The following is a 12252-nucleotide window of genomic DNA, read 5'->3' on the forward strand; positions in this document are numbered from 1 at the left end:
ATGCCGCTGATCGAGGGGGCGTTCGAGGTGCTGCCCCGGCTGGTGGAACGTTTCGGCGGGCGGGCCTGGGTGATCTCGCGGGTGAGCGAGGAGGGGGAGCCGCTGTCGCTGGCGTGGCTGGAACACCACGATTTCTACGGCAAGACGGGGATCTCGCGGGCGAACGTGCGGTACTGCAGGAAGCGGGAGGACAAGGCGATCCACTGCGCGGAGCTGGGGATCACGCACATGATCGACGACCGGATGGACGTGCACCGGGCGATCCGGGAACTGGTGCCCTACCGGTATTTGTTCGGACCTCAGGAGGAGGAGGCCCCGGACTGGGTGATCCCCACTCCCACCTGGATCGATGTGGAGCGCGCCATCGGTCTGCCCTGACACCTCGCTCGACCGGAGCCGCACAGAGGCTCCCCCGCCGAGGCACGCGTCCGGCTCCACCACCGAGGCCGCAGGGGAGATCGTCGCCCGGTAGCCGGTAGCCGGTAGCCGGTCGTTGGTCGTTGGTCGTTGGTCGTTGGTCGTTGGTCGCTTCGGCCGGTCAGGCGTGCGACGCCGCCTCGAATGCCGCGTCCGCGCCGACCCGCTTCAAATGTCCTGCCGGTACCTCTTCTCTTCGGCTGCCCTGTTCCTGCGGTCGTCGGACATCCTGCTTCCGCGGTCGTCGGCGTTCCGCTCCCGCGGTCGCCGGATGCCCCGCTCCTGCGGTTGCCGGTGTGTTCCGCTCCTGTGGTTGCCGGACGTCCTGCTCTTGCGGTTGCCGGGTGTTCCGCTCCCGCGGTTGCCGGACGTCCTGCTCTTGCGGTTGCCGGGTGTTCCGCTCCTGCGGTTGCCGGGTGTTCCGCTCTTGCGGGGCCGGATGTCCTGCTCTTGCGGTCGCCGGGTGCCCCGCTCCTGTGGTCGTGGGGTGGTCTGTTCGCGAGGCCGGTGGTTCGGGACGTCGTCGATCGGGCTCGGGCGGGTGTCGTCCGTGGTCTCGAAGCGGGGTTCAGGCGGGGAAGGCCAGGTAGGCGGGCGGGACGGCGGGGGCGAGCCAGACGCCGTTCGCGGTGACGCGGAAGGCGTGGCCGGCGGCGGCCATGGCGGCGGCGTCGACGGTGAGGACGACGGGGACGCCGCGGCGGGAGCCGACCTTGCGGGCGGTCTCGAGGTCGGGGGAGAGGTGGACGTCGTGGCGAGTCATGGGGCGCAGGCCCTCACGGCGGATGAGGGGGAGGAAACGGGCGACGGTCCCGTGGTAGAGGACGGGAGGGGGCGCGGTCACCGGGAGGTCCAGGTCGACCTCGACGGTGTGGCCCTGGTTGGCGCGCAGGCGCAGGCCGTCCTCGGAGAAGGCGAAGCGCCGCTTGTCGTTGGTCTCGACGACCTCGTGGAGCTCCTCGAGGGTGAGGGGGAGGCCACGCGCGCGGCAGGCGGCGAGGAGGGCGGCGACGTCGGTCCAGCCGGCGGGGTCGAGGACGATGCCGAGCCGCTCCGGCTCGTGGCGGAGATGCCGGGAGAGGTACCTCGAGACCTTCACCCGTCTTTTCTGGTCCATGGGGCGGATCGTAGGAGGGGCGGCCGGAGAAGGCCAGGAGATAAAAGAAGCCGCGACGTCCATGACGTCGCGGCTTCTTTTCGTTCTCGCGGCGGGCCCTTGCCGGAGGACCGGTGGCGGGCCTGGCGCCGGAAGGACTACTTGCCGAGGGCGGCGGCCTGCTTGGCGATCGCGGACTTGCGGTTCGCGGCCTGGTTCTTGTGGATGACGCCCTTGCTGACGGCCTTGTCCAGCTTGCGGCTGGCGTGACGCAGTGCCTCGTTGGTCTTGTCGGCGTCACCGCCGGCGGCCGCCTCGCGGAACTTGCGGATGGCGGACTTGAGCTCGGTCTTGACCGCCTTGTTGCGCAGGCGCGCCTTCTCGTTCTGCTTGTTCCGCTTGATCTGGGACTTGATGTTCGCCACTGAAGGAAGCCTCAATTGAAGTCAACGTTACGGATGGGGCGCGGAGATCCGGCAGCCGGTCGGATCTGCGGGCACGGAGACACACGCGCCCACACGCAAGGAAGCAGACTACCAAGGACGGGCGCCTACCCCCAACCCGGACCAGAGCATCGACCGGGTCATGGGACCATGGTAGATGGAAGTCCTCCACGTCAACCTAGGATCCGCGTGCCGCCCGTACCGAACCACACCGATCCCGCGGTGATCCGCAACTTCTGCATCATCGCGCACATCGACCACGGCAAGTCCACCCTGGCCGACCGCATGCTGCAGCTGACCGGGGTCGTCGACGACCGCTCCATGCGCGCCCAGTACCTGGACAGGATGGACATCGAGCGCGAGCGCGGCATCACCATCAAGTCTCAGGCCGTCCGCCTGCCCTGGAAAGACCATGTGCTCAACATGATCGACACCCCGGGCCACGTGGACTTCTCCTACGAGGTCTCCCGCTCGCTGGCCGCCTGCGAGGGCGCGATCCTGCTGGTGGACGCCGCCCAGGGCATCGAGGCGCAGACGCTGGCCAACCTGTACATGGCGATGGAGGCCGACCTCCACATCATCCCGGTCCTCAACAAGATCGACCTGCCGGCGGCCCAGCCGGAGAAGGTCGCCGAGGAGATCTCCGGGCTGATCGGCTGCGACCCGTCGGACGTGCTGCGCGTCTCGGGCAAGACGGGCGTGGGCGTGTCCGAGCTGCTCGACAAGATCGTCGCGGAGGTCCCGGCCCCGGTGGGCGACGCGGACGCCCCCGCCCGCGCGCTGATCTTCGACTCGGTCTACGACACCTACCGCGGCGTGGTCACCTACGTCCGGGTCGTCGACGGCCGCATCACGCGCCGCGAGAAGTCCCTCATGATGTCGACGGGCTCGGCCCACGACACCCTCGAGGTCGGGGTGATCTCCCCCGAGCCGATCTCGACCGAGGGCCTGGGCGTCGGCGAGGTGGGCTACCTGATCTCCGGCGTGAAGGACGTGCGCCAGGCCCGGGTCGGCGACACCGTCACCATGGCGTCCCGGCCGTCGCCCGAGGCGCTCGGCGGGTACGACAACCCCAAGCCGATGGTCTACTCGGGCCTCTACCCGATCGACGGCGACGACTACCCGCTGCTGCGCGACGCCCTGGACAAGCTGCGGCTGAACGACGCCGCGCTGGTGTACGAGCCGGAGACGTCGCTGGCGCTGGGCTTCGGCTACCGCTGCGGGTTCCTCGGCCTGCTCCACATGGAGATCGTCCGGGAGCGGCTGGAGCGCGAGTTCAACCTGGCGCTGATCTCCACCGCCCCGAGCGTCATCTACCGGGTGGAGATGGAGAACGGCCAGGAGCACATCGTCACCAACCCCAGCGAGTACCCCGCGGACGGCAAGATCGCCCGGGTGTACGAGCCGGTGGTCCGGGCCACGGTGCTCACCCCGTCGGAGTTCATCGGCACGATCATGGAGCTGTGCCAGGGCCGCCGCGGCGTGCTGCACGGCATGGACTACCTGTCCGAGGACCGGGTGGAGATCAAGTACACCCTGCCCCTGGGCGAGATCATCTTCGACTTCTTCGACCAGCTGAAGTCCCGCACCCGCGGTTACGCCAGCCTCGACTACGAGCCCTCGGGCGAGCAGGAGTCCAAGCTCGTCAAGGTCGACATCCTGCTGCAGGGCGAGTCGGTGGACGCCTTCAGCCAGATCGTGCACGCCGACAAGGCGCGCGAGTACGGCCTGATGATGACCACCAAGCTCAAGGAGCTCATCCCCCGGCAGCAGTACGAGGTGCCGATCCAGGCCGCGATCGGCGCCCGGGTCATCGCCCGCGAGAACATCCGCGCCATCCGCAAGGACGTCCTGGCCAAGTGCTACGGCGGCGACATCTCGCGCAAGCGCAAGCTCCTGGAGAAGCAGAAGGAGGGCAAGAAGAAGATGAAGACCATCGGGCGCGTGGACGTGCCCCAGGAGGCCTTCGTCGCCGCCCTCTCCACCGGCTCCTCCGCCGACAAGCCGAAGAAGTAGCGCCTTAGCCTGCTCGCCCGCGCTCGCGGGCGAGCAGGGCTGGGAACCTTCCGGGTGGGGGCGGCGTCAGAGCGGGGAAGGAGAGCCCCCGCCAGCATGACGAAAGACGAGTCCAGGCATGTCGGACCCCTACGGAAACCCCTACGGCCATCAGCAGCCCTACGGGCAGCAGCCCTATGGACACCAGCCGCCCTACGGGCAGCAGCAGCCGCCCTTCGCCCCGCCGCAGGCCTTCGTGCAGACCGGCCCGCCGGTGGCTCCGGGCGACGAGCGGACCTACGCGATGGCCGCGCACCTCGGGCAGCTGATCCTGGGCGTCTTCGCGCCGCTGCTCACCTACCTGCTCTACAAGGACCGGTCGCAGTACATCCGCTGGCACTCGGCCCAGGGGATCAACTTCGCGATCACCGGCTTCGTCTACATGATGGCGGGGCTGTTCCTGTCCGTGATCACCTTCGGGATCGGCCTCCTGCTGTTCCTGCCGCTGGCGGCCCTGGAGATCATCTTCCTGATCCTGGCCGGGGTGGCGGCGAGCCGCGGCGAGTGGTACCGCTATCCGCAGTGGCTGGCCCTTCCGATGGTGAGCTGAAACACCGGCCAGGGGCGCTCGGGGAGGATTCCGGTCCGCCCGTCCGGGAATCTGTAGATCATGACGGATCTCAGAACACTCGCCGAGCGCCATCTGACCCAGGCGAAGGCTGACAAGAACGGGCGGAGCGCCCACCTGTTCCTGCACGAAGGGCCGCTGCGGCAGACCGTGATCGCGTTGACCGCCGGATCCCGCCTGGACGAGCACAACTCCCCGCACGCCGCGAGCCTTCAGGTGATCTCGGGCCGGATCGTCCTCACCTCCGCGATGGGCGACACCGAGCTGGGCGAGGGCGAGCTGGCGCCGATCCCGCACGAGCGGCACGGCCTGAACGCGCTCACCGACTCGGTCGTGCTGCTCACCACCGTCAAGGGCTGACCTCTGTAATCAGATCGAGTCTTCACGGTGTCATGAAAAGCCGGTGACCGCATGTTCTGTGGTGGAAACTGAGCGTCGTGGGTCACACACTCTTGCACCAGATCCTCGTGGCGGATCTCCTGGCACCGCTGATGATCGCCGAGTACGGCGACATGAGGACCAGAACGTCCGCCGTCGCCAGGCTGGGCGACGGCACCTGGATCCACGCCGACCTCATGGTCTACTGCGAGGCGCAGGACCGCGAGGGGTTCGTGGAGGGCGCCCCGCTCCTGGTCGTGGAGGTGGCCTCGGACGCCTCCCGTGCCCGGGACCTGGGCGCCAAACGGGAGCTGTACGCCGGGCACGGGGTGCCCTGCTACTGGGTCGTCGACCCGACCCCCGACGGGGTGCGCGTGCACGTCCACGCGCTGCGCGAGGGCCGGCTGCTCGAGCAGGCGGCGGTGGGCATGGGCGAGTCGGTGCGGCTCACCGAACCATTCAAGATCGACATCCGGCCGGACCGCCTCTTCAGCGGGCTCCCCCCGTGGCGCGGCCCGGTCGAGGGAGCGTACATGGCGCACGAGAACGGCCCGAACCTGCCGGGACCGCAGGAGGTCTTCGAGATCGACTCCTTCACCCGGCGCTGGCCGACCGGCGCGGAGAAGGTGGAGCTGGAGAACGGCAGCCCCGTCTTCTACGGCCGCTGGGACGAGCGGGACGTGGAGATCGCCCAGCGCACCTACCCGGGCCGGGTGGTCCGGCTGGACCAGAAGCCCGGCACTCCCGGCACGCTACGGGTCCTGCCCGCCGTCTCGGCGAAGCAGACGGCACCGCAGAGGCTCGTGGACTACGACCACGTCTGAGCCGTTCGGGGAGGTCCGCGGCGCCTGTAACACTGGAGGCATGCCGTCGATCCTCCCCGAAGGGGACCCCATGCCCGCCGACGGGCGGCTGCCCGAAGCGTCCCTGGAGGGATTCGGCGACCGCCCCTTCGGGTTCTACGTCCACGTCCCGTTCTGCGTGACGCGGTGCGGCTACTGCGATTTCAACACCTACACGGCCACGGAACTCGGCCCCGGAGCGTCCCGCGACTCCTACGCCGACACGGTGATCTCCGAGATCCGTCTTGCCCGGAGGGTCCTGGGAGAGGCCGAGGCACCCGTCCAGACGGTGTTCGTCGGCGGCGGCACCCCGACCCTGTTGCCGCCGGAGGACCTCGGACGCGTCCTACAGGCGATCCGCGACGAGTTCGGCATCGTCGAAGGCGCCGAGGTGACCACCGAGGCCAACCCGGAGACCGTCACCTCCGCCTCCCTCACGGGCCTTCTGGAAGCCGGATTCACCCGGATCTCCTACGGGATGCAGAGCGCCAAGGACCACGTCCTGAAAGCGCTGGACCGCACGCACACCCCCGCACGGGTCCCGCTGGTGGTCGCCCAGGCCAGGGAAGCCGGATTCCGGCACGTCAACCTCGACCTGATCTACGGTGCCCCGGGCGAGAGCGACGACGACTGGCGCGAGTCCGTCGAGCAGGCGCTGGCCGCGGGTCCCGACCACATCTCCGCCTACGCCCTGATCGTCGAGGAGGGTACGAAGCTCGCCGCCCGGGTCGCCCGCGGCGAGCTCGCCGAGCCCGACGACGACGCCATGGCCGACCGCTACCTCATCGCCGACGAGCTCTTCGAGAAGGCCGGGCTGAGCTGGTACGAACTGTCCAACTGGGCGCTGCCCGGCGGGGAGTGCCGCCACAACCTGCTCTACTGGCAGGGAGCCGACTGGTGGGGCGCCGGACCGGGCGCGCACGCCCATGTCGGCGGCACCCGCTGGTGGAACGTCAAGCACCCCGCCGCCTACGCGCAGCGGCTGGCGCAGGGGATCACCCCCGCGCACGCCCGCGAGGTGCTCGACGACGACACCCGGCGGCTGGAGCGCGTCCTGCTGGAGCTGCGGCTGCGCACCGGCTGCCCGCTGGAGCTGCTGGACGGCCGGGCGGTCCGCGAGCAGGAGGAGCGCGGCCTGCTGGTCCGCCGGGACGGCAGGGCCGTGCTCACCCTGGAGGGCAGGCTGCTCGCGGACGCCGTCGTCCGCGACCTCACTTGATGATCGGCCACACCAGGAGGACGGGCAGCCGGTGCCAGTCGCCCCGGTTGACCTTGGTGGCGCTGAAGACCACCAGGCACATCGCCAGTGTCACCCATCCGGCGCCGATCCACAGGAAGAAGTCGGCCCACTGGTAGAGGAAGACCGAGACACCGAAGACGATCCCGGTGGTGAGGGCGAGGTTGAGCGCCTGGCGGCCGTGGTGGCGGGCGTAGGCCGACCGGTTCTTCTTGCTCAGGTAGACGTACAGCGGCGGGAGCGCCCACAACAGGAACTGGCCGATGTAGGCGGTGAGCGCCCACTGGCGCTCGTCCGGGGTGGTGGGGCCGCCGTGCGAGCCGGCGGCGTACCCGTCCGGGAGGCGGACGGTGGGAGTGGGACGCGGTTGGCGGGGGTGGCGAGGCAAGGCGGTCACTCCTTGGCGGTGACGAAGTCAATCAGTTCTTCGACGCGCCCGAGCAGCTCCGGTTCCAGATCGGCATAAGAACGGACGGCGCCCAGGATTCTCCTCCATGCTGCACCGGTGTCGCCGGGCCAGCCAAGGCGGGCGCAGACCCCTTCCTTCCAGTCGAAGCCCTTGGGGACCTCCGGCCAGGCGCGGATGCCCAGCGCGCGGGGCTTCACCGCCTGCCAGACGTCGATGAAGGGGTGCCCGCACACCAGCACGTGCGGGCTGGTGATCCGCGCGGCGATCCGCGACTCCTTGGAGCCGGGCACGAGGTGGTCGACCAGGACGCCGAGCCTGCGCCCGGGACCCGGCTCGAACTCCTCGACGATCAGCGGCAGCTCGTCGACGCCCTCCAGGTACTCCACGGCCACGCCCTCGACCCGCAGGTCGTGCCCCCAGATCTTCTCGACGAGCTCGGCGTCGTGCACGCCCTCGACGTAGATCCGGCTCTCCAGCGCCACCCGGGCCCGGTGGTCGCGCACGTAGACCGACCCGGACGCGCTGATCGCCGGGCCCGTCCGCCGCGGCCCCGGCCGCACGAGGGTGACGGGCCTGCCGTCGAGCAGGAATCCCGCCACCGCCAGCGGGAAGACCCGGCGCTTGCCGAACCTGTCCTCCAGGGTGACCTCGTCCTTGCCGCAGGCCACGACCGCGCCGCAGAAGCCGCTGTCGGGGTCCTCCACGACCAGGTCGCGTTCGGCCGGGATCTCGGGGATCTGGCCCTTGCGGGGCAGGCGCCAGTTCCCGGCGAGTATGTCTTCGCCATAGTCCTTGCTGCGCACGCCCAAGACCCTAACCCGAGGCGGCCAGCTGGAGGTGCCCGCGACGTACCGCGTGCAGCAGAAGGGTCGGATCGTAGGGCCACGTCCCGTCGGCCAGCGCCTTCAACGGGTCGAGGCCGGCGTCGTAGGTCTCCCGGATGCCGTGCGCGACCGCCGCGACCGCGTCCCGCTGGCGTTCGGCGAACTCCGCGCCGACGGGGGAGCCGTGGCCGGGGACGAGGAGTCCGGGGCCCAGCTCCAGCAGCCGGGTCAGGGTGATCGGCCAGTCCAGGGGGAAGCTGTCGGAGCCGTAGCAGGGCGGCCCCGACTCCTCCACCAGGTCGCCGGCGAAGACCAGGCCGCAGTCGGGCACCCGCACGACCAGGTCGTGGCCGGTGTGGCCGCGGCCGAGGTGGTGCAGCTCCACGACCCGGTCGCCGAGGTCGATCAGCGCGGTGCCGCCGACCAGCCGGGTCGGGGCGGTCACCGGGGTGCCCCCGACCCGGGCCGCCCAGTCGGGGTCGTCCTCGGCCATGGTGCGCCAGGCCTCGTGCTCCAGGTATCCCGGCAGATCGGGATGGCCCCAGAACGGGCCGTCGAAGGCGGCGTTGCCGAAGCAGTGGTCGAAGTGGCCGTGGGTGTTGACGATCGCGAGGGGCTCCTCGCAGCCCAGCTCACGCAGCTGTTCCCGCAGCTCAAGACCCTCGGGGACCGAGGCCCGGGTGTCGATCAGCACCGCGCCCCGGCGTCCGGTGACCACACCCACGTTCACGTCGAATCCGCCGTACCTCCGACGGAAACACCGGTCCGCCAGTTCTTCCCAGGACATGTCCAGACTCTCGCACATCGACTTCGCCCGCCGGGACCGTACACTTGGCACTCATAGACTGGGAGTGCCAAGCAGGAGGTGAGCGCGTTGCTGGACGATCGCAAGCTGGCCATCCTTCGCGCCATCGTCGAGGACTACGTCTCCACCAACGAGCCGGTGGGCTCCAAGGCACTGGCCGAACGCCACGCCCTGGGCGTCTCACCGGCCACTGTGCGCAACGACATGGCCGTCCTGGAGGAGCAGGGGTACATCACCCAGCCCCACACCAGCGCCGGCCGCATCCCCACGGACAAGGGCTACCGGCTGTTCGTCGACAGGCTTTCGACGATCAAGCCGCTGTCGGCGGCGGAGCGCCGGGCCATCGAGACCTTCCTGGGCGGCGCCTACGACCTGGACGAGGTGGTCTCGCGCACGGTCCGGCTGCTGGCGCAGCTGACCAGGCAGGTCGCCGTGGTGCAGTACCCGTCGCTGATCCGCTCCTCGGTCCGGCACATCGAGCTGGTCCCGGTGGCGGCGGGGCGGCTGCTGCTCATCCTGATCACCGACACCGGGCGGGTCGAGCAGCGGCTCGTGGAGACCTCCGGCGAGCTCGCCGAGGACTCCGTGGCGCAGTTGCGGGCGCTGCTGAACGCGTGCCTGGACGGGCGCTCGTTCGGCGAGGTCCCGCTGGCCGTGGCCGACCTGCCCGACCGGGTGCCCGCCGAGGACCGGCCGGTGGCCGTGGCGGTGCTGTCGGTCCTGCTGGAGACCCTGGTCGAACGGAACGAAGAGAAGATCGTCTTCGCGGGCGCGGCCAACCTCGCGCTCGGCGGCTTCTCGCAGGGCCTCCGGGACGTGCTGGAGGCACTGGAAGAACAGGTGGTGCTGATGCGCCTGCTCGGGGAGGCCGGGGACCCGGCTACCCTGACGGTGCGGATCGGCGCCGAGAACCAGCTCGAGGGGCTGCATTCCGCGTCCGTGGTCGCCGCGGGCTACGGCATGGACGGGCAGGCACTGGCCCGGCTCGGGGTTCTCGGACCCACCCGAATGGACTACCCAGGAACGATGGGAGCGGTACGCGCTGTGGCACGTTACGTCGGTCAGATTCTGGCGGGATCGTAGTGCGCGACTACTACGCCACCCTCGGGGTGAGCCGCAACGCCACCCCGGACGAGATCAAGAAGGCATACCGCCGGCTCGCCCGTGAACTCCACCCGGACGTCAATCCCGACGCCGAGAGCCAGGAGAAGTTCAAGGAGGTCACGCAGGCCTACGAGGTGCTGTCGGACCCCAAGAAACGGGAGATGCACGACCTGGGCGCCGACCCGTTCGGCTCCTCGATGGGCGGCGGGGGCGCCGGCTTCGGGGCGGGCTTCCCGTTCAGCGACATCATGGACACCCTCTTCGGGACGGCCAGCGCCCGCGGGCCGCGTTCGCGCGCCCGCCGGGGCCGCAACGCCACCCTGCGGGTCGAGCTGGACCTGGCGGAGACGGCGTTCGGCACCACCCGCGAGCTGACCATCGACACCGCGACGGTCTGCGGGGCCTGCACCGGCTCGGGGGCCGCCGCGGGCAGCCACCCCGACACGTGCGAGATGTGCCACGGCCGGGGCGAGATCCAGCAGGTCCAGCGGAGCTTCCTCGGCCAGGTCATGACGTCCCGGCCGTGCCCCCAGTGCGGCGGCTACGGCAGCGTGATCCGCAACCCCTGCCCGGAGTGCGCGGGCGACGGGCGGGTGCGCACCCAGCGCACGATCAAGGTCAAGATCCCCGCGGGCGTCGAGCACGGCACCCACATCCAGCTCGCCGGCGAGGGCGAGGTCGGCCCCGGCGGGGGCCCGCCCGGCGACCTCTTCCTGGAGATCGTCGAACGCCCCCACGCGATCTTCGAGCGGGAGGGCGACGACCTGCACTGCACCGTGCAGATCCCGATGACCGCGGCCGCCCTGGGCACCTCGGTCGTCATCGAGACCCTCGACGGCCCCGAGGACGTCGACATCCGGCCCGGCACCCAGTCCGGCCAGGTGATCCCCCTGTACGGCAGGGGCGCCCAGCACCTCAACGCCAGCGGCCGGGGCGACCTGATGATCCACGTCAACGTCGAGACCCCGGCCAAGCTCGACCCCGCCCAGGAGGAGCTCCTGCGCGAGCTGGCCCGCCTGCGCGGCGAGGAGCGCCCCCCCGGCAAGTTCGCCCCGGGCCAGCAGGGCTTCTTCTCCCGCCTCCGGGACGCCTTCAACGGCTGAAGAGCCGAGGTCGCCGACGCCTACCACGACGGCTACCACGACCCCTGACAGGGCCGCCCGCTCCCGCGGGCGGCCCTGTTCCGTTTCGGCTCCCGCCGCGCCGCTCGCAGGAGCTGCTGGTGCCGACCGCGACGGACAGCGGGGCAAAAGGCTCCACGGGCTCTCCGAACGGGGTGACCGGGGGTTTTCCCCAGGGGACCGGGCGAAGGAGCGGCGGCTGGGAGGATGGAGGGGTGAGTGCTCCGGTTTTCGTGGTGGACAGAGATGTGCTGGCGGGCGCGGGCGGCAGGGTGGTGCTGGAGGGCGCCGAAGGGCGGCACGCGGCGACGGTGCAGCGGCTCCGGGTGGGGGAGGAGGTCGTGCTCACCGACGGCGAGGGGGGCCGGGGGCTGTGCTCGGTGGTGTCGGCCGGGCGTGACCGGCTGGAGCTGGAGGTGCTCGAGCGCCGGGACGAGCCGCCGCCCTCGCCGCGGATCACGGTGGTGCAGGCGCTGCCCAAGGGGGAGCGGGGGGAGCTGGCCGTGGAGGTGATGACCGAGGCCGGGGTGGACGGGATCGTGCCGTGGTCGGCGAGCCGGTCGATCACGCAGTGGCGGCCCGAGCGGCGGGAGAAGGCGCTCGGGCGGTGGCGCAACGCGGCACGGGAGGCGGCCAAGCAGTCCCGCCGCAGCCGCTTCCCGGTGGTGGCCGACCTGGCCGCCACGGCGCGGGTGGCGGAGCTGCTGGAGCGCGCGGAGCTGGCGCTGGTCCTGCACGAGGAGGCCGCCGAGCCGCTCAGCGCCGTCCCCGTCGAAGGAGTCGGCGAGATCGTGCTGGTGGTGGGGCCCGAGGGCGGCGTCAGCCCCGAGGAGCTGGAGGTCTTCACCCGCGCGGGCGCCCGGCCCGTGCTCCTGGGCCCGACGGTCCTGCGCACCTCCACCGCAGGCGTCGCCGCGGCCTCGGTCCTGATGGCCCGCACCGGCCGCTGGTGA

General features: G+C 70.8%; 14 protein-coding genes. 9 read left to right on the top strand and 5 right to left on the bottom strand.

Annotation, left to right across the window (positions count from 1 at the left end):
• Positions 1-378 carry a hypothetical protein gene (locus C2865_RS10750; RefSeq protein ID WP_232835509.1) on the top strand — a complete coding sequence of 126 codons (378 nt, stop codon included), beginning with the start codon at positions 1-3 and terminating at the stop codon, positions 376-378.
• Positions 379-985: 607 nt separating this feature from the next.
• On the opposite strand, the gene C2865_RS10755 is transcribed toward C2865_RS10750, so the two are convergent.
• Both C2865_RS10755 and rpsT read right to left on the bottom strand, forming a co-directional pair.
• The gene (locus tag C2865_RS10755; protein ID WP_106398201.1) at positions 986-1534 is read right to left on the bottom strand and encodes an RNA 2'-phosphotransferase; all 549 of its coding nucleotides are present in this window, start codon (positions 1532-1534) and stop codon (positions 986-988) included.
• Between the two features lie 137 nt (positions 1535-1671).
• A complete protein-coding gene (rpsT, locus tag C2865_RS10760; RefSeq protein WP_106398202.1) occupies positions 1672-1938 on the bottom strand; it encodes a 30S ribosomal protein S20 in 267 nt (88 codons plus the stop codon).
• Positions 1939-2145: 207 nt separating this feature from the next.
• Between rpsT and lepA the strand changes: the two genes are divergently transcribed.
• From lepA to hemW, 5 genes are all read left to right on the top strand, one after another.
• Positions 2146-3972, top strand: a complete 1827-nt coding sequence (gene lepA, locus C2865_RS10765) for a translation elongation factor 4 (protein ID WP_408608306.1) — start codon at positions 2146-2148, stop codon at positions 3970-3972.
• Positions 3973-4090: 118 nt separating this feature from the next.
• Entirely contained in the window at positions 4091-4561 is a 471-nt protein-coding gene (locus C2865_RS10770) for a DUF4870 domain-containing protein (protein ID WP_106398204.1), read from the top strand.
• A gap of 60 nt (positions 4562-4621) precedes the next feature.
• Positions 4622-4939, top strand: coding sequence for a cupin domain-containing protein (locus C2865_RS10775; protein WP_106398205.1), 318 nt, complete (start codon positions 4622-4624; stop codon positions 4937-4939).
• A gap of 77 nt (positions 4940-5016) precedes the next feature.
• Positions 5017-5781 (top strand): Uma2 family endonuclease, encoded by a 765-nt coding sequence (locus tag C2865_RS10780; RefSeq protein WP_157963653.1) that lies wholly within the window; start codon positions 5017-5019, stop codon positions 5779-5781.
• 40 nt (positions 5782-5821) lie between these two features.
• A complete protein-coding gene (hemW, locus tag C2865_RS10785) occupies positions 5822-7018 on the top strand; it encodes a radical SAM family heme chaperone HemW (RefSeq protein ID WP_106398207.1) in 1197 nt (398 codons plus the stop codon).
• On the opposite strand, the gene C2865_RS10790 is transcribed toward hemW, so the two are convergent.
• From C2865_RS10790 to C2865_RS10800, 3 genes are read right to left on the bottom strand one after another with little or no spacing between them, the layout of a single operon-like run.
• On the bottom strand, positions 7011-7424 hold the full coding sequence (locus tag C2865_RS10790) for a DUF4870 domain-containing protein (protein ID WP_157963654.1): 414 nt from the start codon (positions 7422-7424) through the stop codon (positions 7011-7013). The genes hemW and C2865_RS10790 overlap by 8 nt on opposite strands.
• A 5-nt stretch (positions 7425-7429) precedes the next feature.
• A complete protein-coding gene (locus C2865_RS10795; RefSeq protein WP_106398687.1) occupies positions 7430-8248 on the bottom strand; it encodes a DUF3097 domain-containing protein in 819 nt (272 codons plus the stop codon).
• A 10-nt stretch (positions 8249-8258) separates the two neighbouring features.
• Positions 8259-8999, bottom strand: coding sequence for an MBL fold metallo-hydrolase (locus tag C2865_RS10800; RefSeq protein ID WP_198653153.1), 741 nt, complete (start codon positions 8997-8999; stop codon positions 8259-8261).
• Positions 9000-9143: 144 nt separating this feature from the next.
• On the opposite strand from C2865_RS10800, the gene hrcA reads away from it, so the two are divergent.
• The 3 genes from hrcA to C2865_RS10815 all read left to right on the top strand — a co-directional run bounded on the left by hrcA (position 9144) and on the right by C2865_RS10815 (position 12252).
• Positions 9144-10157, top strand: a complete 1014-nt coding sequence (hrcA, locus tag C2865_RS10805; protein WP_106398210.1) for a heat-inducible transcriptional repressor HrcA — start codon at positions 9144-9146, stop codon at positions 10155-10157.
• Positions 10151-11281 (top strand): molecular chaperone DnaJ, encoded by a 1131-nt coding sequence (gene dnaJ / locus C2865_RS10810; protein ID WP_106398688.1) that lies wholly within the window; start codon positions 10151-10153, stop codon positions 11279-11281. Before hrcA ends, dnaJ begins: the two co-directional genes overlap by 7 nt.
• Positions 11282-11514: 233 nt before the next feature.
• On the top strand, positions 11515-12252 hold the full coding sequence (locus C2865_RS10815; RefSeq protein WP_106398211.1) for a 16S rRNA (uracil(1498)-N(3))-methyltransferase: 738 nt from the start codon (positions 11515-11517) through the stop codon (positions 12250-12252).

Source organism: Actinocorallia populi (genome assembly GCF_002995495.1).
Taxonomy (GTDB): domain Bacteria; phylum Actinomycetota; class Actinomycetes; order Streptosporangiales; family Streptosporangiaceae; genus Actinocorallia; species Actinocorallia populi.